Source organism: Alteromonas sp. (genome assembly GCF_984505615.1).
Genome location: NZ_CFHOXV010000001.1, coordinates 352,578 through 378,782 on the forward strand (window position 1 = coordinate 352,578; position 26,205 = coordinate 378,782).

Sequence of the window (26,205 nt, forward strand, 5' to 3'; positions counted from 1 at the left end):
CATTCGCTTTGGCGCTATTCAGTTTGTTCATGATTATTGTTCTCACAGTGAATAGGTCAGACCGAGGTAATACTGGGTACCGAAGAATTGCAGTGTGCCTGTTTGCTCCGGTGTCGAGAAATAGCTTCGGGTTGGTTCGTCAGTGAGGTTGTTCACCTGGAACAGCATGCTCAGGTTGTCGTTAATTTCGTATGAGGCCTGATAGTCAATCACCAGCTCATCGTCGAAGTTTACGGTCTGATCATTTACCGCTACCTGCTGGGATACGAAGGCATCACGATAGCGGGCAGACACCCGGGTTTCGAAACCTTCGTACTCCCAGAACAGTGTCGCCGTTACCACATTCTCGGACAGACCCGGTAACTGGCTGGCAAACACGCCTTCACTTAATGTTCGCTGGATTTCACTTTCGGTGAACGAATAGCTGGCGCTCATACCTAAACCAGACCACATGCCTGGCAGCATGCTGTAAATCTCGGTGTAAGCGATTTCGATACCGCGAATGTAACCGCCCTCGGCATTATTAATCGCCGTTTCGTACCGGCCATTTTCGGTAGGCACTGTCACGAACAGCGGATCGCCGGCGGCATCCAGAGCGAATTCAGGCTCCTGGCCGCTGAACTCACTTTCCAGATACACCGGCACCTGAACAGATTCCGGCACGGTGAAACCGTTACCTTCAAAGTCATAAGGCTCTACAGCAATATTCTCGATGAAGGATTCAATGTTCTTGTAGAAGCCCGCTACAACCAGCGCGCCGTCGGTTTCGTCGAAATAATATTCGTAAGACAGGTCGTATTGCGTTGCATAGAAAGGTTCCAGATACGGGCTGTTGCGTGCCGACCCATTTACCCGCGCAGTGGGTTGAGACAGGGTGATTTCGCCGGAGTCTCTGTCCATGGTAGCGGTAATCGTTTCAACATTGGTCGAGGCGTTTGCCGCAAAGCGGTTGATTGGCGCCCGGCCCATGACTTTGGCTGCAGCAACCCTTAGCTGTGAATTATCGGTCAGTTTAAAGTTCAGGTTGATGGACGGCAGCACATCGGTAAATTCGTGAGTCAGTACTGTCGGGCGATAGAAGTTGTTGATCAGGCCCACTTCGTCTGTGATGTTCTGCGCACCGGCGATAGGATCGCTCACTTCCACACTGGCACCGGTCTCGGGATCGGTAATCATCTGCGTGGCGCGCTGCAGCGTGGTGGATGCCTGTTTGGTACGCACATAACGCACGCCCACATTACCGGTCATGGGTATGCCAAACAATTCTGTGTCCAGATTCGCCATCAGATATGCTGCGTTTACTGTTTCAAATACTTCACCACTTTCCTGTATCGTCCAGGCCGACGCGGCGCTTGTACCATCGCCATTGATCACACCCGCGGCACCAGGCCCCCAGGTTTGCACCGGTTGCGGAATGCCGTCGGGAAACCACGCGTTCAGTGCGGTGTTCAGGTCGATAGAAAGATAACTGGGGAAATAGGCAAAATCCCCGGACCAGTCCACCACTTCAGACATCCCTTCAGTGATATTCAGCGGCGGCTGACTGACTGAGAAGCCGCCGTCGTTACCGTATTCGAAGACTGAACGGTCATTACTGTATTCACGGTCAGAATAGCGGTAGCCGAACTCAATGCCAGATACTACCGGCATATCGAGGAAATACTGGAAATCTGCCCGGTAAGCATCGAGGTCATCTTTGTTTTCGTATGGATAAATACCGTATTTGCTGATCATGGCGCGATTCAGATCGGTAAACGCGTCAGTCTGATTAAACGCCAGATCCGGCAAGTCGAGGCCATTCAGCAGATAACTGATTTGCACGTTTTCATCAAAGGTCGGATTTGCAGCACTGGCATCTTCCGCCACCAGCGACCACAGCAATCCGTTGCGGAAATCACTTTCTGCCGTGGATTTTGAAATATCAAACTGTGCAGCCAAATTATCGGTTATCTGCCAGTCGGCTTTGATCCCGAAGCTGGCCACCTGATCGAAATCCTGGTTATCATCATTCACCAGTTCTACACGGGTGAAGCTATTATCAGATCGGGCGAAGGTACCGCCAATGACACTGTTATTTACCACCACCGGATTAATGATATTGGCGTTAATGCCACCCAGCTTGACCCGGAAGCCGCGGGCAAAAGCTTCGGAATCAAACTTAGACAGAAACGCATCGGCTTTCAGTTTGAAGTTATCCGTTGGCGCCCATTCCACCGAGGCCATGTAGCCATTGCGGGTCTCTTCACCGCCCTTGTGCTGCATTTCAAATCCTTCGGAAATGTATTCGCACTCAGGGCAATCAGTTCCGGCAGCATCGTTGTCGCCTTCAATACCATCCACATCTACCGCACCGTTATAGGCCAGGCCAATGAACTGAGTAGACACACTGGGCTGAAACAGGCGCGCATAACCCAAAGACAAACCCACCGTGTCATCCATGAACTTGCCCTGATAGGAGAAGCTAAGGCGATGACCATATTCCTCGGCATCGGGGATTTCGTCAGCTCTGTCATTAAACATGCCGCGAACATTTGCATTGAACGTGTGCGTTTGTTCGTTACTCAATGCGCTGGCGGTTTGTAGTTCAACGGTTCCGGCAACACCCCCCTCAATCAGTGACGCTTTAGGGGATTTATAAACGGCGGCGGAATTAATCAGCTCGGAAGGATACTGATCGAACTCAATAGCGCGGCTACCGCTCGTAGATACCTGTTCCCTGCCATTCAGGGTTGAAAAAACGAAATCACCAGACAGACCACGAATGTTGATTTCCGCCGCCTGACCACCGGTTCGTACCGCCGAAATACCTGGCAACCGGGTCAGCGCATCGGCCATTGACACGTCGGGTAATCCCCCCAAGTCATCGGCAGAAATCTGTTCGGTAACCGTATCACTAAACCGCTTCTGATTGAGCGACTGGATCAGACTTGAACTGAAACCCCGCACTTCAATACGCTCGATGGTTTCATCGTCATCGGTTGTTTCGGGCTCTTCAGCCTGCTGAGCGTGCAACGCAGAACTGGAGAGGATGAGACCGCTGGCCAACAGGCCTAGGGTAATAATGTTAGGTTTAAATATTTTCATGCTGGGCGTTCCAATAGTTATTTTTTACCCGAAAACCAGCGAACATTTTCGGGCACTATTTTTTTATTCCAGCTTAAATCTTATCCTTCTGGTTATTTTTGAAGCAATCTCATGCATACATATTCATTACAAATAAATTACAAATATTTTACCTACACCTCGCTCAGAATAATTTTAATTTGCTCCCGTATCCATTTTCGCAGGCCGTCTTCATGGGTACGGGGATGCCAGACCTGCTCTATGTTCACATCGGGTAACGACACCGGCGGTTCCCGGCTGGAAAGGTGCTGACAGGTAGCGGTTGCATAGTCAGCGATGGGCTTCAGACAGGTGAGAAAGACCTCCCGGCCGGTCACCAGACGCGGTAACACCATGAAACCTGATGCACCGGCTACCACCCGCCGGGTTAACCCCGCTTCCGCTAAGGCAGTGTCCACATCACTGTTGAGGTTGCCGGTCAGCGTTGACACTACATGGGGCTTGCTGGCATAAGTTTGCACATCCAGTGGCTTACCGGCGGGGATAAGGGCTTTGTCATGCACCACCCGGTAAGGTGTGACCATGAGTGACTGACGATAAAAATGTTCGGGAAGATCCCTGAAAAAGCCGGCAATGGCTATGTCACAATCACCCTGCTCCAGCGCCTGCACCGGCAAGCGTCCGGACGTATTGTGCATGACGATGGTTACGCCCGGCGCTTCCGCCTGTACTTTATCCAGTAAGCGGGGAAGGAGTAAGAAATCCACCAGATCGGTACCATAAATGTGGATTGCCTCTTCCCGCTGTCCGATGGCATCACCCTCTGCATTAACATAGAACTCTTCCAGACACTTCACCACACAGCATACCTGTTTAGCCATCTGATGCGCTTTGGGCGTTGGTGTAAAGCCGCGCCCGGTGCGGATAAACAACGGATCATCAAACTCACCACGCAGCTTGTTGAGTTTGTGACTCATTGCGGGCTGGCTCAGGTTCATGCGAAGGGCAGCCTTGTTCAGGCTGCGCTCTTCGTAAAGTACAGTAAACAAATACAACAGGTTAAAGTCTTTTGATGCGATATTCATAAATTGGAATTATATTTTCGAAAACATTCACTTTTTAAAATCATAAACCGCCCCTATTACTGATAGCAAGTCAGGGGAGCATTTTGTTCCCGGCCAACTCATTACAATAAAGGAAACGTTATGCCCGATTTATTCAGCCCTTATTCACTAAAGTCAGTGGAACTCAGAAACCGCATTGCTGTGCCGCCCATGTGTCAGTACAGCGCAGACGATGGTCTTCCTAACGACTGGCATCAGGTTCACTATGCGTCATTGTCACGGGGTGGAGCCGGACTTGTGATCGTAGAGGCAACCGGTGTTGCCCCTGAAGGACGGATAAGCCCGGGATGCCTCGGTTTCTGGAGCGATGAGCATACTCCGGGGCACGCTGCCATTGTTAAGCGCATCAATGAGGGTGGTGCAGTGCCGGGTATTCAGCTTGCTCATGCCGGCAGAAAAGCGTCTGCGAACAAACCCTGGGAAGGTGACGACCACATTGCAGAAGATGATCCCCGCGGATGGCAACCCATCGGCCCGTCAGCGGTACCGTTTGGCGCGAACTTACCCCGTACACCCACGGAAATGACAAAAGATGATATCGAGCGGGTAAAGGCAGACTTTGTTGCTGCCACGAAACGCTCTGTCGAAGCCGGTTATAAGTGGTTAGAACTGCACTTTGCCCATGGCTATCTGGCGCAAAGCTTCTGGTCGCCGGTTGCAAATAAACGTGATGACGAATATGGCGGCAGCCCTGAAAACCGCGCCCGTTTTCTGCTGGAAACCATCGATGCAGTTAAAGCCGTGTGGCCGGAAGATTTACCATTAACCGTGCGTTTAGGCGTTATAGAATATGATGGTAACGATGACAAGCTGGTTCCTGAATCCATTGAGCTGATCAAAAAGATGAAAGACCACGGCGTCGATTTTGTCAGCGTATCGGTTGGCTTCAATACGCCTGAAGCCAATATTCCCTGGGGCCCTGCGTTCCTGGCGCCGGTATCACAACAAATTCGCGAAGAAGCAGACATTCCGGTCGCTACAGCATGGGGTGTTGATGATCCGGTACTGGCCAATAAAACCATTAAAGACGGGCAGCTGGATTTGGTGATGGTAGGCCGTGCTCACCTGGCGAACCCGCACTGGAGCTACGATGTGGCTAAAAAGCTGGGTAAGGACTCACCGTCATGGGTACTGCCGACACAGTATGCACACTGGTTAGCCCGTTACGCACCGGCAGATTATAAATAACGGTCTGCTCTGAAACGTTGCCCGCAGGGCAACCATGGCGCAGGTACTTACCTGCGCCACATCATGCTCAATGATTTGTCGCCTGAGCAGTAATAACCCCGTAGTTTTCCATCCATTCCAGCATATTGCTGAACCAGTCAGTGGGGTGATTCATCCCGAATCCGTGCCCGCCGTCAGGCAGCAGTAACATCTGTACAGGCACCCGCTTTTCCACAAGCGCTGCATGATATTGCAACCCATTCCCTACAGGCACGGCTTTATCATCATTAGCGTGAACTATGAAAGCCTGCGGTGTATTGGTGGTGACATTGTCCTGTGCGGAGAAAGTTGAAATTAATCTGTTGTCCGGCGATTCGCCCAGTAAATTCAGCCGTGATCCCTGATGCGTTACATCTTCTTTCATTGAGATCACCGGATAGATAAGCACCTGGAAATCCGGACGGAGCGTCTTTCTGCTATGCGATTTATTCACCGGTTGTTTAAACTGAGTTGCCAGTGTGGCAGCCAGATGTCCACCGGCAGAGAATCCCATTACACCCACCCGGTCAGAATCGATTCCCCACTCCTTCGCATGCTGACGCACCAGACTGATGGCCTGCTGCGCATCCTGAAGAGGACCGTAAGACGGGTTATCCATAATGTCTTTCAGTGGCATGCGGTATTTCAGCACAAATGCGGTAACACCTGCCCCGGCGAAACGGCGGGCGACATTAAAGCCTTCTTTATCGATGGCCAGCCTTTCATAACCGCCACCGGGTAAAATGATAACAGCGGTACCGTTGCGCTCATCCTCAGGAGGCGCGACCATGGTCAGCTCAGGAGAGTCCACTGCGACAACTGAGCGGTCGTTTATTACCTCCCGTCCCTGAAACTCTGTGGGTGTGTGGGCTATTTCCCCGGGGATCCCTTCAGGATAAAGTGTTAATCCGGTTATCTGAACCTGCTCTGCTGACACCGCAATTCCGCTGTTAATCAAAACAATCAGTATCATACCGGATAAACCGGCCTTGCGGCGCCACAGTGATAATCTTTGCGACAAACATTGAAAGATAAAGGCCCTCATACTTTACCCGCCCGGTGAGTCAGGATCTCTCCGGCATGCTGGCCGGTCATGCCTTCCGGCGTTTTCACAACAACCCCGTTCACCAGGATATATTCTATACCGGTAGGGTACTGATGCGGTGAGGTAAAAGTTGCATTATCAATCACTGTCTGCGGATCAAAAATCACAATATCGGCACGGTACTGCTCTGCCAGCGTACCGCGATCAGTCAGATCCATGCGTTGTGCCGGCAGTCCTGTCATTTTATGAATTGCCTCAGGCAACGTCAGTGTTCCCTGCTCTCTGACGTAACGACCCAGTACCCGGGGATAGGAGCCGTAACTGCGGGGATGAGGATTTCCTTCACCGGGTATTGCACCGGCTGTGTCTGTGGCTACGGAGGTAAACGGATATGCCATGATTTGTGTCACATCCTTCTCGTCAATAGCATGGAAAATACCTTGCGCGCCCCCCTGCTCTTCAATTTCCATCGCCAGTTCCGCTGCATTTGCCAACGTCTGCGCTCTGCCCTGCTGAGCCAGTACCTGACCAAACGTCAACCCGTCCCATTCCGGATTTGCAGCAAAATGGGCTATCTGCAGCCTTTCCGGATCGCCGCCACCGCGGTCTTCGCGAATGTTCTTTTCAATGCCGGCTTTCACTTTTGCCCGTGTTGCCGGGTCACCGAGACGTTTTAACACTTCACCGTGACCACCGGCCAGCGACCAGGGCGGAAACAAAATACTGAAGCGGGTTGATGAAGCGGTATAAGGATACTGGTCCAGTGTCACGTCCATCCCCTTTTCACGGGCGGCGGTAATCATACCCAGCGTTGTTTCGCTGTGGCCCCAGTTTGGCAATCCCACCAGCTTATGATGACTCACATGCACGGGGATGCCGGTATCTTCAGAAATCGCAATAACTTCTTCCAGCGCTTCAGTGATGAGCGCCCCTTCATCCCTCATGTGCGAAGTAAAAATACCACCGTACTGGTGTGCGGTTCCGGCCAGAGCCTTTACTTCAGCGTAATCAGAGTAGACACCCGGCACATACTTTAAGCCGGTCGACAAGCCGAATGCCCCTTCTTCCATCGCTTTGGCAACAAGCGCCTGCATAGCCTTAACTTCATCTTCTGTGGCCGGTCTGCCAGCTTCACCCATTACTTCACGGCGCACATCGTTGTGTCCCACCAGCAACGCCAGATTCGGACCAAGAGGTGTCGTGGCAACCTCACCGAGAAACTCGCCGGTGTGAACCGGTGAAAACCCGCAATTACCGCCCAGAATCGTAGTGATCCCTTGCTGAACCAGATTCTCCAACCCCGGTTGAGTAGCGGCAGAGCGCTCGGCATGAGAATGCAGATCGATAAACCCCGGGCTGACCACCAGTCCGTCTGCTTGTATCACTTGTGCAGCATCACTGGCTGACAGCTTTCCCATAGCGACTATGATGCCGTCTTTAATACCAACATCAGCAGACACTGCCGGTTTGCCGGTACCGTCTATGACCTCTCCCCCGCGGATCAGAATATCGTACTGCGCTGCCGCCAACGGGAAACACAGTGACAATACTCCCGTCCCCAGAACTGCTTTTATTAATCTGCCTGACATCGACGCTCCCTCTTTGTGATCATTTTTTACTGATTGTCATTGTTGTCCGTTATTTATACCCCGGAGAAAGAGCACATGCTTGTGTTGCATGATGAAGTAACCGCAGAACGGGACTGTATTCCTTACAAAGAGTTTTGAACAGGTTTCATGGGCCCCCGTTGAAACGGCCAATATTTCACCGGATTTCACCTCTGCGCCCCTTTTATTGGTCAGTTTACATACAAACGTGTATGGCATGCTCTTTGAAACTGTTTAATCAGCGGGCGGCACTCTCTTCAGGTGTTCTCACCTTACCGGTCTCTTTTACCGGTTTACAGGTGCAGCCCATACGCTAAACAAAGTAAGAGGAATTTTCTGATGAAAAAATCAATCACAGCATTCGCGGGTATTGCAGCGCTCACTTCTTTGACAGCTTTCAGTGCTTCCGCACAATCTCTGGACACGCCCTGGCAGGATCAACCGGGTTTCTACGTAGGTGGTAACTACGGTTATCTGAAAGTAGACGGGCAGGACGATTTTGATGATGATAATGACGTCATTCAGGGTCTGGTCGGTTATCGGTTTAACCGCTATCTGGCCGTAGAGGGATCGGTCATCGACTTCGGTGATTACGGCAATAACCTGTCACGGGCCGATACTGATGGCTGGACAGCGGGTGTAAAAGGTATCTTACCAATTACCAATCAGTTCTCTGTTTATGCCAAAGCCGGACAACTATGGTGGGATACAGATTATTCAGTGAATGGTGTATCTGGCAGCTACGACGACGAAAGTTTATTCATCGGTGCCGGCGTTGCTTACAATATCACTGAGAACTTCCTCGTGAATGCTGAATACACAGTCTACGATGCAGACCTCGATGCCAATGACCTGGCAGACGATCCCGGCGATGTGGACTTTAATACCGATCTGAAACAAGCCAGTGTGGGTGTTGAATACCGCTTCTGATTTGTAAAGGTCTCTCAAAGCCTCCGGTATTCCGGAGGCTTTTTTGATTCTGACAACCGGCCGGTTACCTCTGAGTACTGACTTCAGGAAAATTCTACAAACCGGCGGACAAACTTACCTGAAGGCAGGAAGCAGGTTCACACCCTCACCTTAACACCTGAAAAACTTTCTAAGTTAAAACAGGAAGATAACATTGTCAGACGGACATCAGGTCGTATGGAATAGTTTCTGCATTTCATATTGCATTTGTCACTTAATTTGCTCATTCCGGGTTGGCATGAGGAGGAACGATGTCAGCAGAACAATCTATTTTCAAACAGGGAGAAAATTGCTGGGCGACCAGTCAGGCCAGCTTCGCCACTCCACTTATTGATTGCGGTAATTACTACAAAGCTTTGCATTCGGCGATCCTTAAAGCGAAGCACAGTATATTTATCGTCGGATGGGATATCGACAGCCGGATCAGGCTGTTACGCGGTGAGGACGAGGCGAACTCCGAAGCCCCCTCAGTGGTCAGTGACTTGCTGGCGTGGAAGGCCGAGCAAAATCCTGACATGAAAATTTATCTGCTGCGCTGGGATTCTTCTCTGGCTTTTTTTGCTCAACGGGAAATGTGGGCAAAAGAAGTATGGGATGAGAAAACACCCGACAACGTACTCACGGAACTCGATGACACGATTCCCATGGGGGGCAGTCAGCATCAGAAGATTATTGTTATTGACGATGAACTGGTGTTCTCGGGCGGTATGGATATTTCTACCAACCGCTGGGATACCCGTGACCACCCTATTGAAAGTGAAGAACGCAACGGTCCTGACGGACCTTACACGCCACTACATGACGTCCAGATTGTCTCTGCCGGCCCTGTGGTGGAAAGGTTCGCTGAACTGGTACGCTGGCGCTGGTTGCGCGTAGCCGAGGAAAAGCCCATCGCGATTCGTGAAGAAGCAGAGACAGACCTGGACAGTCCTGTTCCCGCTTCATGGCCGGACGGCTTTGAGCCCTGGTTTGAGAAGGTCGATTGCGCCCTTGCCCGCACTATTCCGTTCATGGACGAAGTGGAGCCAGTTCAGGAAGTCCGTCACATGCTGCTGGACCTCATCAGTGAAGCAGAACGGGTTATTTACATTGAAAATCAATTCACTTCCCGTCAGGAAATCGCAGAAGCGCTGAACCGCCGTCTGAAAGAAAAGCCTGAACTGCATGTCATTATTGTCAGCTCCTATGAACCCAAAGGTAAATTCGAGTGTGAGGCATTCTGGGCAGGTCGTATTGAATTTAAGAAAATTCTTGAAAAAGACATCGAGCCTGAGCGCATCATTATGTCGTATTCGTCCATTACCGACGAGCACGGACAACATGCGACAAAACGTATCCACTCTAAAGTAATGACCATCGATGACCGCTACGCCGTTATCGGTTCGTCGAATATCAGTAACCGTTCAATGAGTCTGGATACTGAAATCGACCTTGTTCTGTTTGGTAATAATGATGCCAACCGCCGTCAGATAGCCCGTATCCGTGACGATTTACTGGCAGAGCACACCGGCCGCACCGTTGAACAGGTTACCGCAATCATGCAGGAACCTAATCCGGCACGGGCACTAATGGAAGGCCAGCTGGCTCATGGCTATGTGCTTACTCAGGTGCGTGACGAAATATTTACCAGTCAGGAATCAGGCAAAAATTTCTTTTCATCCTTATCCGATCCGGAAGAGCCATTGATCCCGCCAATTCCTGGCCTTAACGGCGAAGCAACACCGGTACGCAATCCCCGCCGCCGCACGATCATGGTTGGAATCGGCGTTCTGGTGATTGCAGCGCTGGCGGCCACCTTACTGCTTGCCAGTCATTTTATTCCGTGGTTGTCGACAGACAATATCAATGCCTTCCTGGAGGAAAGCCGGGGTACCTATTTCGCACTTCCGACGGTTTTGCTTGTCTATGTGGTTGGCGGCTTCTTCTTCTTTCCGGTCACCGTAATGTCACTGGCAGTCTCTGCCATCTTCGGGCCGGTTTGGGGGCCATTGTACGGCATTATGGGCGCCCTGCTGAGTTCCGCGAGCATGTTTGGTGTAGGTAAGCTGGCCGGTAACGCGGGGCTACGTAAAATTGGCGGGCCGAAAGTTGCTGCTGTTGATGAGAAGCTGAAAACCAGTGGTATTGTTGGTGTCGCCGCTATCCGGATGTTGCCCATCGCACCATTCAGTCTGGTTAATCTGGTTGCCGGCATTTCATCAATTGGTCTGATGCAATTTTTGATCGGAACATTCTTGGGCATGTTCCCGCCGATGATAGCGAAAGGTCTGGTAGGCGATTCTATTACCCAGATTTTCCGCAATCCGTCACCGGAGACGATTTCCTATCTGATAGGCGGCATCGTGTTGTGGGGCCTGATGATTTGGGGCTCACAGAAAATTGCCAAGCGTTATCAGGAAAGCAAACAGGTAGAAAAAACAAAGGGTGAAGAATGTGTCGCATAGTCAGTTATAATATCCATAGCGGTATTGGTCGCGACAACAAGCATGATTATCGCCGCATTGGCAGTTATCTTGCCGAACTGGGTGCAGATATTGTGTTGTTGCAGGAAATGGATACGCGGCCTGAACACAGAGATATTGAAACGGACATCAGAGATATTTGCGCCAGTCAGGTGTTTCAACTGGTACCTTCACCGGCTATTACAGAAGCCGGCGGGGGCTGGTACGGGAATGCGGTACTGACCCGCTTTCCTGTGCTGAAAAATGAAACCCTTGATGTGAGTCAGGATGGTTTTCAGCCGAGAAACATTCAGGCTGTAGATTTACTCACGCCGTCAGGACCACTGACAGTAATCAATACTCACAAGGGATTGAAGAAAAGTGAACGCCGTTCACAATTCGCAAAGCTTCATGAATACATTGCCGGCAGAATGAAAGAAAACAAAACGCCGATTGTGCTGGGCGGGGACTTCAATGAATGGCAGTTTTTTACCCGTGCATTCCGCGCTCTGGACAACGTGCTGAACCAGCACAAAGCGGGGGCCACGTTCCCCAGTCAGTTTCCGTTATTTTCTCTGGACCGGATCTGGACTTCACCGGACATTAAACTACGCCGGATCCGCCGTCTGAAAAATGCCCGCACGAAAATTCTCTCTGATCATCTGCCCGTTCAGGTAGACATTCGCCTCCCCGAACAGGACGTCAGTGATTTACCGGAACCGTTTCAGGCACAGGCGATGCTTGGCTGACGATACTTTAGATCGCCACGCCAGTGATTTAACTCCTGCTCACAGGCAGTCACCCTGCGGATAACATCCCGCATTTTTATGCTTGCATCCGTGAGTGACCCGCTGCGGTTGGTGGCCATTAATACCTGTCGGCGCATTTCCGGCTGTTCTATTTTCAGCGCTTTTACCAGGCCACTTTCTTCAAGATGGAAAATGGCTGATGAAGGTAAAATCATCGCCCCCTCGCCCTGCAGCAATTGCCTGAGCCCTGTCATCAGCTGGCCCGAATACGCCGTATTGTGCCTCAACGCAACACCGGTCACTTTTTCGTAATGGGCGATGAGCATGCCCAGCGCATCCCGGCTTCCGGGCGTAAGTAACTCAAACTGGCTGAGTTCCCAGAATTTGATTGTGTTGCGATCCTGATATTTCTGATACAGATCTGACTGGTCGTTCACGCCGAGCACCAGATACATGTATTCCTCGATCAGCGGCTCACAGACCATTGAAACAGCATCTACATCCTGCTCATAGGTAATGGCGATATCAATCTGATTGGTCTCCAGCCAGCCCCTGACTGAATACGACGGGCCGGTGCTGATATCCAGTTTCAGCTTGCTGGCCGATTTTTTTACTTCCGATAATAACGACATGGACAGCACGTTACCGATAGACGGCAACATGCCAACCTTCACAGTACCTGACTGTTCTGCAACGAGGTGCTGTAAATCGGCTTTAGCCGCATTGATATCGTCAACCAGCCTTCTTGCATGCTTCGCAAAAACCTCTCCGGCTTCGGTTAAAGAAACCCCTTTGAAACTCCGTTGAAACAGCGGTGTGCCCATTTCTCTTTCAAGATTGGCCAGTTGCTGGCTGATTGCCGGTTGTGCAATGTCTAACTCTCTTGCGGCTGCGGCAATACTTCCTTTTCTCAACGTGGTGAGGAAGTACTGTAACTGTTTTGAATTCATGGCATGTCTCCTGACGCCTCCATCAAAGTTTTTCTGCCGGTGCCCGCACGCGCCTTGTCGTTTTAATTTCTTGTTAATACCTGAACGGTATTCTTTTTTATATTCCAGAACAGCAACTTATATGCCATAGCAGCGAACATTTACAGATATCAATTGTTAACGAAAGGTAAGCATCCTTTGGATGAAAAAAAACATTTCTGGTCTGATATCCCTGCCCGGCCCGCGATTTCCGGTGCTCCCCGATTGCCCTCAATATATTTTTTATACCCTTCCATATTCTTTTTTCTTCCGCGACGCCGCTCTCATTTTATAGTCTTTATGAACACAGTTTACAGCTACGCAGCATCGCTGTTCAAAGCTTGTGCATCTTATTGGTGCCGCTGTGAGCCATAGTTGGGCGCGGTCACCGGATCCTCCATGAGCTGCGCCCGCCAAAAGAGCAATCAGGCAACAAACCGGGAACACACACTCATGAAAATAAAAAAATTAAGTGCGTCTATTTATGCCGGATTAACCGGCATGACCATGGCATTAGCGCTGACTCCTTCTGTATATGCACAGGAAACTGACACTCCTGATGCCGAATCGGATCCATCCCTGGAACGGATTGCTGTTGTTGGTGCGCGGGGTGCGCCGCGTTCAGTGACCAGCTCTCCCGTGCCTGTTGATGTATTGACAGCTGAAGACATGGAAGGTGTAGCATTCTCAGATATGAACGATGTAATGATGACCCTGGTGCCGTCTTACACCCTGTCACGCCAGCCAATTTCTGATGGCGGTACGTTTGTGCGCCCTGCACAGATGCGTGGTCTGCCCACCGACAAAACACTGGTTTTAGTTAACTCCAAACGCCGTCACCGCTCTCCGCTGGTGCAAATTGGTGGCTCAGGTACGCAAGGGCCTGATCTCGCAACCATCCCGACTGCGGCTATCGGTTCTGTTGAAGTACTGCGCGACGGTGCGGCCGCACAGTATGGCTCAGACGCCATCGCAGGGGTCATTAACTTCCAGTTAAAAAATAACAGTGAAGGAGGCTCACTGTCAGCCGAGCTGGGCCAGTATTACGAAGGCGACGGCGATCAGATGGTGATCAGCGGTAACAAAGGTTTTGCGTTAGGTGAAGACGGATTCTTAAGTATTTCTGCTGAAATTACTGATTCAGAAGCGACCTATCGCGGTGAACAGTACTGTGAAAGCTGGTTCTGTGTGACCGACCAGTCTGAAGAATATATCGCTGCTGCTATTGCAAGTGCTAATGCCGTTCACGGTTCGGATGAAGTACAACCCTGGGGCCAGCCAAACTCCAAAGGCACCCGTGTATTTTTTAACTCCGGTTATACGATTTCTGACGAAGTAGAATTATACGCATTCGGTAACTATTCAGAGACTGAGGGCGATGGTTCCTTCTTCTATCGCTATCCGGGCAACGGCACCATTGAAGACATCCGTCTGCAGGATGGTTCAGTCTGGAGCCCGCTGGAGTTCTTCCCCGGTGGCTTTACGCCGCGCTTCGCAGGTGAAGTTACCGACTACTCACTGGCAGCCGGTGTGAAAGGGATGAGTGGTAAGTGGACGTATGACATCAGTGGCCGCTTCGGTTCCAGTGAAATTGATTACACCCTGAGCAACACCATCAACCCGTCGATGGGTAACGAGTCCCCGACTTCATTCAAGCCGGGCTCTCTGACCAACGAAGAGAAACAACTTCAGGCTGATTTCACCTATGATCTGGACGAATATATTTTCGCTTTCGGCCTGAGCTACATGGACGAGTCTTACGACATCTCCGGCGGTGAAGAAGATTCCTATACTGCAGGTCCATATGCCTCAGCGGATCCATGGGGTTTCTGTAACGATGACGGCACAGCGACGGCGGCAGGCTCAGCCATTGCAGACCTGGACTGTGCAGACGACTCCGACCCGGTTTACACTGTAGTTGGCGTAGGTTCCAACGGCTTCCCGGGATACTCTCCCGAATTCTCCGGTGAATATAACCGTGACTCTTACGCTGTTTACACCGATATTTCCGGTGACGTAACAGACAAACTGTTTGCTCAGGCAGCATTACGTTACGAAGACTACTCTGACTTCGGTTCTGAACTCGTTTATAAAGTGGCCGGTATTTACCAGCTTACCGATGAAATCGCACTGCGTTCTTCATACGGTACGGGTTTCCGTGCTCCGACTCCGGGCCAGCAAGGCACAACAAACGTATCCACCCGGCTGCCTAACGGCTTCCCGGTTGCTACCGGTCTGTTCCCTGCCAGCAGCGCAGTTGCTCAGGCGCTTGGAGCCAGTGCACTTGCACCGGAAAAATCCACCAACATTACCTTTGGTATGACGGCGGATTACGGCGACTTCACCCTTACTGTGGATTACTACAATATCGAGCTTGAAGATCGTCTGAATGCCATCTCAACGCTGGATGTCAGTTCCGATCCTGATGCAGAAGACCCGGAAGATTATCAGCGATACCTGAGCCTGGCGAATGCCGGTGTTTCCGGTGCGGAATCAATCGGTGGTGTGTTCTACTTCCAGAATGCTTTCGACACCACAACCGAAGGTGTAGATGTGGTAGCAACGTACAATATGCAGTCAGATATGGGTGACACTACCTTCACTGCATCATTTAACTACAACAAAACCACACTGGACAACGATCCTGAAAACTTCTACAACGAAGAAGATGAGTTTGACCTGGAAAACGGTACGCCGGATTTCCGTGGTACTGCCTCAGTTAAACACAGCATTGAAGACTGGATGATCGTTGCCCGTATGAACTACTACGGCGAATATGAAAATGCCGCGAGCAGTTCTCTGGATGTGATTCAAACCTTTGGTACAGAAATCCTGTTCGACCTTGAGCTGACTTATCACATCAGTGAAAGTCTGTCTCTCAGTGCCGGTGCCCGTAACCTCTTTGATGAGTATCCGGACGCTGGTACTGACGAAATGGGTGAAACCTGCTGTGGTCGTATTTACCGCTCAGACTCTATTGTTGACTGGCAGGGTGGCTATTACTACACCAAGTTAAACTATACCTTCTAAGAGCACACAGCCTCTTTAAACAGCAATCAGGGCCGGCTTTCTTGCCGGCCTTTCTTTTTTCTGCAAGCACACGATTTGTGCCTGCGCTTGTACCTGCGTCTGTGCAGTTACGTTCCCTCTGCCACATCCAACTCTGAAGCCACGCGTGTGTCTTTACTCTCAGAAAATAAGAATAATTTGACGGTATTTCAACCGGCAACTAACTTCATATGTACAGAGCGTGTTCCTGACAGGTAACCGCATAGCCGTATTTGTGCGGACGCAGGGTGTAAATTTTAGCTTTAGTTATCCACCTGCAACCAGCCTTAACAATGCGATAAGAAAAACTAAACAATCAAAATAAGCCTCTACACAACAAACCATTAATAAACAATGACTTAAAATTTCTTTATGGCAATTATTAATTTATTGTGACGGCCACATAAAACTTAAAAAACACTTTATTTTCAATAAATTAAGATAAGGCGTATAAATACCGGCCGGCGATTAGTTGTTAAAAATTCGTTTACAGGACGCTTAAATTAAAAAAAATTTCTGCCTGATTTAGTCATTACTCCATGATTTTTATACTTTTTGTCACCCCCTCCATATTTTTCCTATAGCCCTACATATTCTTTTTTCTTCCGCGATACAGGTCTGTTTTCTTAGTCTCGATTACACACAGCACGTCATCGATACAACGTTGTATCAAATATTCTGACCGCCAGGGGCGGCTGTGAATTATTGTTGGGTGCAGTGTCGAGATTTCCCCCTGGCCTGTACCCAAAGAAAAAAAGCAATCAGGCAAATTTTGGGAACACACATTAATGAAAATAAAAAGACTCAGTGCGTCAATTTATGCCGGATTAACCGGCGTGACTCTGGCTTTCGCTCTTTCTCCTTCTGTTTACGCACAAGAAACTGATACCCCCGATGCTGAATCCGATCCGTCTCTGGAACGTATTGCTGTTGTCGGTGCCCGTGGTGCTCCCCGTTCAGTAACCAGCTCTCCGGTCCCTGTTGATGTCTTCAATGAGGAAGATCTGGAAGCGGTTTCATTTACCGATATGAACGATGTTGTCCGCACCCTTGTGCCTTCCTATACTGTTTCACGTGAACCTATTTCAGATGGTGGTACGTTTATTCGTCCGGCTTCTCTTCGCGGACTGCCAACTGATAAGACGCTGGTACTGGTTAACTCTAAGCGCCGCCATCGTGCTGCTCTGGTGCAAACCAGCGGCTCAGGTACCCAGGGACCAGACCTTGCAACAATTCCTACAGCCGCAATCGGCTCGGTTGAAGTGCTTCGCGACGGTGCTGCTGCACAGTACGGTTCAGATGCGATTGCAGGGGTAATGAACTTCAATCTGAAAAATAACTCCGAAGGCGGCAGTTTTTCTGCAGAATGGGGCCAGTACTATGAAGGTGACGGCGACCAGCTCACGCTGACAGGAAACAAAGGCTTTGCCCTTGGAGATGATGGTTTCCTGAGTATTTCTGCAGAGTACACCGATAACGAAGCCACCAGCCGTGGCGAGCAATATTGTGTATCGTCATTCTGTCTGGATAAATCCAACCCGAACTACGATCCCGACGCATCTTATAACGCTTATCTGACAGATGACTTCCTTGCCGCCGCAGAAGCCATGGGGCAGGAATCGCAGGGCGCGAACGTCGTACAGCCCTGGGGCCAGCCAAATTATGAATCAGCAAAGGTCTTCTTCAATGCCGGCTATGTTTTTTCTGAAGCCGCTGAACTCTATGCGTTCGGTAACTACTCAGAAAGCTCCGGTGACGGTGCGTTCAACTACCGTAACCCAACCAACAGTGTGAATGCCGATATTCGCCTGCCTTCAGGTGAAACATGGAATGCACTTGAGTTCTTCCCGGGCGGCTTTACTCCCCGCTTCGCCGGTGACATTACCGATTATTCACTGGCAGGCGGCGTGAAAGGTGCCTCAGGCGATCTGAGCTATGATTTCTCTGCCCGTTACGGTTCAAACGAAATTTCTTACTCCATCTGGAATACATTCAACCCGTCATTAGGTAACGAATCACAAACTTCATTTGAACCGGGCGATCTGGTGAACGAAGAAATGCAGTTACAAGCTGATTTTGTTTATGACTTTGACGGTTACGCCTTTGCATTCGGTCTGAGCTACCTGGATGAATCTTATGAGATTCAGGAAGGAGAGGAAGCATCATACACTGCCGGCGCTTATTCTCAGGCAGATCCATGGGGATTCTGTAACGATGACGGCACAGCCACTGAAGCCGGTTCTGCTATTGCAGACCTGGACTGTGCAGACAGCTCTGACCCTGTATATACCGTGATGGCTGTTGGCTCAAACGGTTTCCCCGGTTACTCCCCTGAGTTCTCCGGCGAATACAACCGTGATTCCTATGCAGCTTATGTAGATATTTCCGGTGATATCACCGACAGTATTTTTGCTCAGGCAGCGCTGCGTTACGAAGACTACTCAGACTTTGGTTCTGAGTTAGTTTATAAAGTAGCCGGTATTTATCAGGCAACGGATGAAATTGCTCTGCGTGCCTCCTACGGTACAGGCTTCCGGGCTCCGACGCCGGGCCAGCAGGGTACAACAAACGTTGCGACGACGTTTATCAACTCTGAGCCTGTTGCGGTAGGTTTATTCCCCGCCAGCAGTGATGTTGCCCAGGCCCTGGGTGCCAGCACACTCGATCCGGAAACCTCCACTAACATTACGTTTGGTTTAACTGCGGATTACGGTGACTTCACTTTCACTGCTGACTTCTATCACATCGAAATTGAAGACCGCTTCAACGCCATTTCAACGCTGGAAGTGTCTACAGATCCTACTGCCGGAGACGAGTATGACAACTATCTGGCCCTGGTGGCAGCAGGTGTTTCAGGCGCTGAATCCATCGGTGGCGTACGTTATTTCCAGAATGCGTTTGACACCACTACTCAGGGTGTTGACCTGGTAGCAACTTACCGCCTGTCTTCGCAATACGGTGATACCACGTTCTCAGCCTCATACAACTACAACGATGTAGAGTTTGATTCTGACCCCAGCGAGGTGTTTAACCCGGAGAATACTTATGACTTCCTGAACAATACGCCGAATTCCCGCGCGATTTTGTCAGCAAGGCATAACTATGACGCGTGGCAGGTTGTCGCCCGCCTTAATTACTATGGCGAAAACTCAAACTCTGATTACAACACCAACACTGAAATACTGACTATTCAGGACTTCGACAGTGAAATGCTGTTTGACCTGGAAGGTTCTTACCTTGCAACAGAAAGTCTGCGCATCACAGTGGGTGTTCGTAACCTGTTTGATACCTATCCCCAGTATGACGAAATCGAAGCATCGAATGGTCGTCTGTACCGTTCAGATTCTATCGTCGACTGGCAGGGTGGTTATTACTACACCAAGTTGGAATACACATTCTGACCTGTACTGGCGGGTAGCTGTTTTACGGCAAGTCGACCTCGTGTCGGCTTTGCTGTGAAAGGGCCGGGGGAGTTCACTTTCGCTGCTTACAGCTGAGATACCCCCTGAGGACATACCCTCTTTAATTAATGTTTAGCGGAGTTTTGTAGTTATGGAAATCGAGTTGGTCTGGTTTGTTGTTACGTTATGTGCTGCAGGTGCCATTGCAGGCATAACGTCAGGCCTGTTTGGCAACGGTGGCGGCTTTGTTGTCGTGCCTGCCCTGTCTATTGTCTTTCCCTTCTTTGTTCCCGATTCTGATGAAATCGTGAAAGTGGCTATCGGTACGTCTTTAGCCTCTATAGTTGTTTCCAGCCTGCGTTCTGTGATTGCCCACAAAGCGAAAGGAGCTGTGGACTTTGCCGTACTGAAATCCTGGTCAGTATGGATAGTCCTTGGCGTCATCGGCGGATTACTCATTGCAGATAACACCAGTGCAGGCGGACTTAAAATTGTCTTTGCAGCCGGTGTACTGCTTTACTCAATTTACTTCCTGTTCCCCGATTTTGTCGTGCGTCCGGGAATGTATTTCTCTATGCCCAAAGGTATTGGTAAAGCCACACTCGCATTTGTCCTGGGTGGTTTTTCTGCCTTACTGGGTATTGGCGGTGGTACACCCACCGTTATCACCATGGTCATGTGCCGCCGTACAATTCAGCAGGCAGTTGCCACTGCTGCCGGTGTCGGCTTTCTCATTGGCCTGCCCGGTGCGCTGGGCTTTTTGTTCATGCGCCACTCTGAAACTGCCGCCCTGCCAGTGGGTACCGTGGGATATGTCAATATTCCCGCCCTTATTGCCATCAGTATCGGTTCGATTATGACGGCCCCTATCGGTGCCAACATGGCGCATAACTTCAGTGAAAAAATGCTCAAAAGACTGTTTGGTATTTACTTAATCATCGTGTCACTCGGCATGTTTTATAAAGCCCTTTAGTCTTTTTACTTTCAAAGGAACTTATTTATGACTTACAACCCTGCACGACGTTTATTCTTAGGTGGCAGCCTGGCTGCTACAGCAGCCGGCGCAACCGGTATTATTACTCCTGCTGCGCTGGCAGCAGGTTCTTCAGTGGCGGCGCCTCACGTAATGTACGGCCCTCAGGCCGGTATCGCCAAGCTTAATGCAAATGAAAACCCCTATGGCCCGAGCCCTGCTGCTCTTAAAGCCATTGCAGAAGCCTCGTCCACCGGCGGTGCGTATTACGCTTATCAGGCGGGTATGTACTTAACTGACATGATTGCAGAAGAGTATGGCCTGAAAAAAGAAAATGTGGCAATTACCGCCGGTTCCAGTTTGATTCTGGCCTTCGCCGCTTATGCCGCCACCTCAAAGGGAAAAATACTGGGTCCGGATCTTTTCTGGGACACCACATCCAAGGCGCCAGTCAGTCAGGGTGGACCGGATATTGTGCGGGTACCCAACACGGCTGATCTGGATATTGACCTCGATGCACTGTACAACGCTATCGATGACAACATTGCCATGGTCCACATTTGTAACCCGAATAACCCGACCGGCAAAGTGCTCGACACGAAAAAGCTGCAGGACTTCTGTATAAAAGCATCGAAGAAAACGCTGGTGCTGGTTGATGAAGCGTATAACGAACTGATCAGTGACGGCCCTGCGCACTCAATGATCCCGCTGATCAATCAGGGTCACAATATTATCGTGGCGCGTACTTTCTCAAAAATTTACGGCCTGGCCGGCATGCGTGTGGGTTACATGCTTGGCTCTGAAGAAAATATCAGCTTTATCAATCAATATGGTCTCGGCGGCTATTCCATCAACCAGGCCGGCTTAGCAGCAGCGATTGCGAGCTTTAAAGATGAAGCCTTCAAAGACTTCTCACGGGATAAAGTGATGGAAGCCAAAGACATGATTATGTCGGCAGTTAAAGCGAATGGTTTGACGGCACTGCCATCAGCGACTAACTTTGTTTTTGTGAATCTGGGTGATAATGGCGATGCTAATGCCTTCCGTGCTGCCATGGAAAAAGAAAATGTACTGATCCGTGGACAGTACCGGACTTACAAGCCCTGGTCGCGGGTGAGTACCGGTAAAATCGAAGATGTGAAAATGTACGTCGACGCAATGCCAAAAGCGCTGGAAGCCATGTACAAGGCGTAACTGTACCTTAAATACAATGTAATCTGGTCCATGAGTGGTGCCGTAAGGCGCCTCTCATTCTGCTGCTTATCTGATAATCCCCTCCTCTGAATCCGGTTCACAATTGCGACAATCACGACATTCCTGACGATTGAGAATTTTTTTTCTGCATTCCTTTCATTACTGAAATTCTTGTCTATAACTTAAATTAACGTGCGCCTGATAACGCATCAGGCAAATCCTTTTGGTCAGTAAGTTTCTAAAATTTCACACAGTCTGGACCCAAAGAGACAGAAAAAGCCGACAACGTGCAGGCAGTAACAATCCCGGAATGTATTATGATGAGTGACAATCAAATTATGGGCGGAATAAAAAATACACCACCAATTGCAATGATTGGTGCAGGCGTGAGCCTTGTTGTGGGTTTTGGTTTAGTGTCAATGGGTCTTGCTTATCCGGCAATAGTCGTTTCTTCCATCGGCGTTTTTCTGGCAGCAAAAATGCAATCAGAAGATACAGAACCACAGGCCGAAACTCAGGCTGTACACGCAGAGCCAGTATTTGAACATCAGGAGGTCACCGGCGATATGATGTCGGTAACTCAGGATATGGCTAAAATTCTCGGTGACTGTGAGAAAAACCTGTCTGATATTTTCAATACACAAACCGATGCCGTAACCACTCTAAGTGAAGCTTTCCTCAATTTGCAACGCCTTGTAGGCGAGCAAAACACCTGTATTACCCGACTAATTCAGGCAGATTCTGACAGCGGTGAAATGTACTCAAACCGCATGCGTACCTTTGCTGATGAAACAGAGAAATCACTGGATAAATTCCTTGAGTCTACCGAACAGATTTCAGAAGGCACCACCACCATTCTGGAAAAAGTAAACCGTATCTACGACACCATGCCTACAGTGCTTAAAGCCCTTGGCGATATTGATGATATTTCTGCCCAGACTAACCTGCTGGCTCTGAATGCAGCAATTGAAGCGGCACGTGCCGGTGAAGCAGGCCGCGGCTTTGCTGTTGTTGCAGACGAAGTTCGTGCTCTGTCGAACCGCTCCACTCAGTTCAGCGGCGTTATCAAGAAACAGATGGAAAATATCGGCGTGCAAATAGATGAACTCACGCAGGATGTACGCACACTCGCCGCCCAGGATACCAGCTATATCATTACAGCAAAACGGGACATTCAGGGAGAGCTGGACGCGATTATCGTAAAAGCTGAGAGCGACGCGAATACAACTAATGAACTTGAAGGGATCTCCGGTCAGCTGGACAGTGCTATCGGCTCTGCTATCCGCGGCATGCAATTTGGCGACATTAACGGTCAGAATCTCACCTATACCCAGGAAATGCTCACCATCGTTAATGAGCAACTGCCTCTGCTGGGCACGAATGATATTGCTACGGTTAAGAAGAATCTGGAAGAGCTGCAGAGCAGCATGAAAAATCGTTCTAACCTTGATCATAACCCGGTATCTGCCAGCAGCATCGATGCCGGAGAAATTGAATTATTTTAGCAACCACCAGCGCGGCTCGCTTGTTAGCCGGGATGACATGGAATCGCCGGATTAGGCGCAACACGTGAAAAAATTGTCGGGAGTATTATGAGTAAGAATATCCTCATTGTTGATGACTCACCATCAATCCGCCAGATGGTAGAAGTGACTCTAAAGTCAGCCAGTTACCCTGTAACTACCGCCGTAGACGGACAGGATGCGTTAGATCAATGCAAAGTGAAACGCTTCGACTTCGTTTTAACTGACCAGAATATGCCAAGAATGGACGGTTTGACGCTGATTAAAAACCTTCGCGGTATGTCAGCCTATGCCCGTACGCCCATTATCGTGCTCACCACGGAAGCGGGTGACGACATGAAGGCAAAAGGGAAAGCTGCCGGTGCCACAGGCTGGATGGTTAAGCCTTTCGACCCTGCCAAATTACTTGCGGTTGTAGGTAAGGTTCTCGGTTAGTTGTAACAGGAAGCGTCACTATGTCTATCGATATCGAACAATTCCACGCGGTCTTCTTCGACGAAAGTCAGGAACACCTGGATGACATGGAACAGCTCCTCATGGAACTGGATGTCGAAGATCCCGATCTTGAGCAGCTCAACAGTATTTTCCGGGCCGCCCACTCAATCAAAGGTGGCAGTGGAATCTTCGGTTTTGATGCGCTTACCGGGCTCACACATGTCATGGAGAATTTGCTCGACAAAGCCCGCAAACAAACCATTTCGCTGGACGTGCCTACCGTTGATTTGTTTCTTGAAACGGTAGACTTACTCAAGGTCATTCTGGATGCATACCGTACCAGCAGTGAGCTTCCTCAATCTGACATAGACTCCGGTGTAGCAGCCCTTGAAAAAGCGCTGGCTGCAGCCGACGGACAGGCAACAGATGCTCCGCAACCCGCTGCAGAAAGCGCTGCGGCAGATGACGATGATATCGATGGTTTCGGCTTTTTCGATGATGATGATGACGAGCCAGCAGCAGAAACAGCGGAAGTCGCAGATACTACAGAAAATGAAGCGGCAAAAGCAAAAACAGAAGATGACGATATAGACGGGTTTGGCTTTTTTGATGATGAACCTCAACCCGCTGCATCTCCGGAAGAAAAGCAAGGTTACGGTTTCTTCAAACCGGTTGAAGCCGTTGCAGAAGACGCCAAAGCAGCATCGGCAGAGGCGGCAAAAGCAGCCGCCAAACCTGCGGCGAAGAAAGCTGCAGCGAAATCTGCGGCTAACAAAGAAGCGTCTTCTATTCGTGTAGACACCCTGAAAATTGATCAGATGGTAAACCTGGTGGGTGAGCTGGTTATTACTCAATCCATGCTGTCGATGATTGGTGATGAAGTCACCGGAGCCATAGGTCAGAAGCTGCAAACCGCCATTGCAGAACTGCAGCGTAATACCCGCGAGATTCAGGAATCGGCAATGTCCATGCGTATGCTGCCGGTGAATATGACGTTTAACCGCTTCCCCCGTGTTGTTCGGGACCTGTCTTCTAAACTCGGTAAAAAAGTTGACCTCGTTATTGAAGGCGGCGCAACTGAAATCGATAAAAGCATGATTGAAAAGCTGGTCGACCCTCTGACTCACCTGGTACGAAACAGTATCGATCATGGTGTAGAGAAGCCGGCAGACCGGGTCGCATCGGGCAAAACTGAAAATGGTACAGTGATTTTACGGGCTGCACAGCGTGGCAGTTCGATTGTCATCAGCATTATTGATGACGGGGCAGGACTCAGCCGTGAGCGCATTCTGGCTAAAGCAACAGAAAATGGCCTGCCGGTGACACCGGATATGCCTGACAGCGAGGTCTGGTTACTGATCTTCCAGCCCGGATTTTCCACGGCAGCGGAAGTAACTGACGTGTCCGGTCGTGGTGTTGGTATGGACGTTGTCCGCCGGAACATTGAAGCGATTGGCGGCCGGATTGAAATTGATTCACATAGAGGACTCGGGTCATCATTCCATATCCATCTGCCACTGACTCTGGCTATTGTGGACGGCATTTGTGCTGCCGTGGGCGACCAGATTTTTGTCATCCCGCTGGTAAATATTATCGAATCGCTGCAACCGGTAAAAGAACAGCTCAAACTGATTAAGAACGAACATCTGCTGTGGATAAGAGAGCAATACTGGCCTCTGGTACCGATTCACCAGATGATGCATGTGGATCATGCTGTTACGAACCCCACGAAAGGGATTGTTGTACTGCTGGAAAGCAGCAAACGTCGCTTTGCCATTCAGGTCGATTCTCTGCTCGGCCAGCAACAGGTGGTGATCAAGAGTCTCGAACAGCACTACCGTAAAGTACCCGGCATATCCGGTGCCACCATCATGGGAGATGGCCGTGTAGCCATGATCCTGGATGCAGATGCCATCGCAGACTTGTGCAAACCTGTTCATGAAGAGGAAAAAGTATCATGAGTGCCCATGCCAGAGATCATCTCGCATCTAAAGATGTTCAGGAATATTTAAGCTTCATTTTAAGCTCTGAGCAATATGCCCTCGATATTACCTCAGTAAAAGAAATTCGCGGCTACGAGAAAGTCACACCTATCGCCAATGCGCCCAAGTTTATCAAAGGCGTGCTGAATCTTCGCGGTGACATCGTACCCATCATCGACTTACGGATTAAATTCAATATTCCGGATCCGACCTACAATGAATTCACCATCGTCATCATGTTACATGTTCACAACCGTGTTGTGGGCATAGTCGTTGATGGCGTCTCGGATGTTGTACGCCTTACGGAAGATGAAGTCAGGCCACCACCTGATTTCGGGGTGATATTCGACAGCCGGTTCCTGAAGGGGCTGGCAACTGTGGATGACCATATGGTCATTCTGGTTAATATTGAACAACTAATTTCCAGCGAAGAAATCGGTCTTGTTGCAGAGCAACTGACCGGTGAGGGAGAGTAAT

General features: G+C 49.8%; 17 protein-coding genes. 12 read left to right on the forward strand and 5 right to left on the reverse strand.

The features are described from left to right. Window positions 1-42 precede the first annotated feature (42 nt). Both AC4PME_RS01425 and AC4PME_RS01430 read right to left on the reverse strand, forming a co-directional pair. On the reverse strand, window positions 43-3,084 hold the full coding sequence (locus tag AC4PME_RS01425) for a TonB-dependent receptor (RefSeq protein ID WP_491044446.1): 3,042 nt from the start codon (window positions 3,082-3,084) through the stop codon (window positions 43-45). Window positions 3,085-3,236: 152 nt separating this feature from the next. Continuing rightward, complete coding sequence (locus tag AC4PME_RS01430; protein WP_119502473.1) at window positions 3,237-4,148, reverse strand: LysR family transcriptional regulator; 912 nt, start codon at window positions 4,146-4,148, stop codon at window positions 3,237-3,239. A 120-nt stretch (window positions 4,149-4,268) separates the two neighbouring features. On the opposite strand from AC4PME_RS01430, the gene AC4PME_RS01435 reads away from it, so the two are divergent. Beyond that, complete coding sequence (locus AC4PME_RS01435; RefSeq protein ID WP_491044445.1) at window positions 4,269-5,375, forward strand: NADH:flavin oxidoreductase/NADH oxidase; 1,107 nt, start codon at window positions 4,269-4,271, stop codon at window positions 5,373-5,375. 67 nt (window positions 5,376-5,442) lie between these two features. Here the strand turns inward: AC4PME_RS01435 and AC4PME_RS01440 are convergent, their stop codons facing one another. Both AC4PME_RS01440 and AC4PME_RS01445 read right to left on the reverse strand, forming a co-directional pair. After that, entirely contained in the window at window positions 5,443-6,366 is a 924-nt protein-coding gene (locus AC4PME_RS01440) for an alpha/beta hydrolase (protein ID WP_491044444.1), read from the reverse strand. A gap of 68 nt (window positions 6,367-6,434) precedes the next feature. Then, window positions 6,435-8,027 (reverse strand): N-acyl-D-amino-acid deacylase family protein, encoded by a 1,593-nt coding sequence (locus tag AC4PME_RS01445; protein WP_491044443.1) that lies wholly within the window; start codon window positions 8,025-8,027, stop codon window positions 6,435-6,437. A 357-nt stretch (window positions 8,028-8,384) separates the two neighbouring features. On the opposite strand from AC4PME_RS01445, the gene AC4PME_RS01450 reads away from it, so the two are divergent. The 3 genes from AC4PME_RS01450 to AC4PME_RS01460 all read left to right on the forward strand — a co-directional run bounded on the left by AC4PME_RS01450 (window position 8,385) and on the right by AC4PME_RS01460 (window position 12,204). Then, a complete protein-coding gene (locus AC4PME_RS01450; protein ID WP_303572619.1) occupies window positions 8,385-8,975 on the forward strand; it encodes a porin family protein in 591 nt (196 codons plus the stop codon). Between the two features lie 290 nt (window positions 8,976-9,265). Further along, a complete protein-coding gene (locus AC4PME_RS01455) occupies window positions 9,266-11,458 on the forward strand; it encodes a VTT domain-containing protein (RefSeq protein ID WP_491046642.1) in 2,193 nt (730 codons plus the stop codon). Further along, the gene (locus tag AC4PME_RS01460; protein WP_490709928.1) at window positions 11,446-12,204 is read left to right on the forward strand and encodes an endonuclease/exonuclease/phosphatase family protein; all 759 of its coding nucleotides are present in this window, start codon (window positions 11,446-11,448) and stop codon (window positions 12,202-12,204) included. The genes AC4PME_RS01455 and AC4PME_RS01460 overlap by 13 nt, the downstream gene beginning before the upstream one ends. Here the strand turns inward: AC4PME_RS01460 and AC4PME_RS01465 are convergent. Then, window positions 12,180-13,154, reverse strand: a complete 975-nt coding sequence (locus AC4PME_RS01465; protein ID WP_303572616.1) for a LysR family transcriptional regulator — start codon at window positions 13,152-13,154, stop codon at window positions 12,180-12,182. The genes AC4PME_RS01460 and AC4PME_RS01465 overlap by 25 nt on opposite strands. 471 nt (window positions 13,155-13,625) lie before the next feature. On the opposite strand from AC4PME_RS01465, the gene AC4PME_RS01470 reads away from it, so the two are divergent. The 8 genes from AC4PME_RS01470 (at window position 13,626) to AC4PME_RS01505 (ending at window position 26,204) form a co-directional block, all read left to right on the forward strand. Further along, a complete protein-coding gene (locus AC4PME_RS01470; RefSeq protein ID WP_491046641.1) occupies window positions 13,626-16,202 on the forward strand; it encodes a TonB-dependent receptor plug domain-containing protein in 2,577 nt (858 codons plus the stop codon). Window positions 16,203-17,008: 806 nt separating this feature from the next. Further along, entirely contained in the window at window positions 17,009-19,621 is a 2,613-nt protein-coding gene (locus AC4PME_RS01475; protein ID WP_491046640.1) for a TonB-dependent receptor plug domain-containing protein, read from the forward strand. A gap of 151 nt (window positions 19,622-19,772) precedes the next feature. Further along, window positions 19,773-20,594, forward strand: coding sequence for a sulfite exporter TauE/SafE family protein (locus tag AC4PME_RS01480; protein WP_119502482.1), 822 nt, complete (start codon window positions 19,773-19,775; stop codon window positions 20,592-20,594). A gap of 27 nt (window positions 20,595-20,621) precedes the next feature. Next, window positions 20,622-21,788, forward strand: a complete 1,167-nt coding sequence (locus AC4PME_RS01485) for a pyridoxal phosphate-dependent aminotransferase (protein WP_490709925.1) — start codon at window positions 20,622-20,624, stop codon at window positions 21,786-21,788. 317 nt (window positions 21,789-22,105) lie between these two features. Next, entirely contained in the window at window positions 22,106-23,293 is a 1,188-nt protein-coding gene (locus AC4PME_RS01490) for a methyl-accepting chemotaxis protein (RefSeq protein WP_490709924.1), read from the forward strand. 87 nt (window positions 23,294-23,380) lie between these two features. After that, complete coding sequence (locus AC4PME_RS01495) at window positions 23,381-23,746, forward strand: response regulator (RefSeq protein ID WP_119502485.1); 366 nt, start codon at window positions 23,381-23,383, stop codon at window positions 23,744-23,746. A 20-nt stretch (window positions 23,747-23,766) separates the two neighbouring features. Next, complete coding sequence (locus AC4PME_RS01500; protein WP_491529481.1) at window positions 23,767-25,707, forward strand: chemotaxis protein CheA; 1,941 nt, start codon at window positions 23,767-23,769, stop codon at window positions 25,705-25,707. Next, window positions 25,704-26,204 (forward strand): chemotaxis protein CheW, encoded by a 501-nt coding sequence (locus AC4PME_RS01505; protein ID WP_490709922.1) that lies wholly within the window; start codon window positions 25,704-25,706, stop codon window positions 26,202-26,204. Before AC4PME_RS01500 ends, AC4PME_RS01505 begins: the two co-directional genes overlap by 4 nt. Window position 26,205 lies beyond the last annotated feature (1 nt).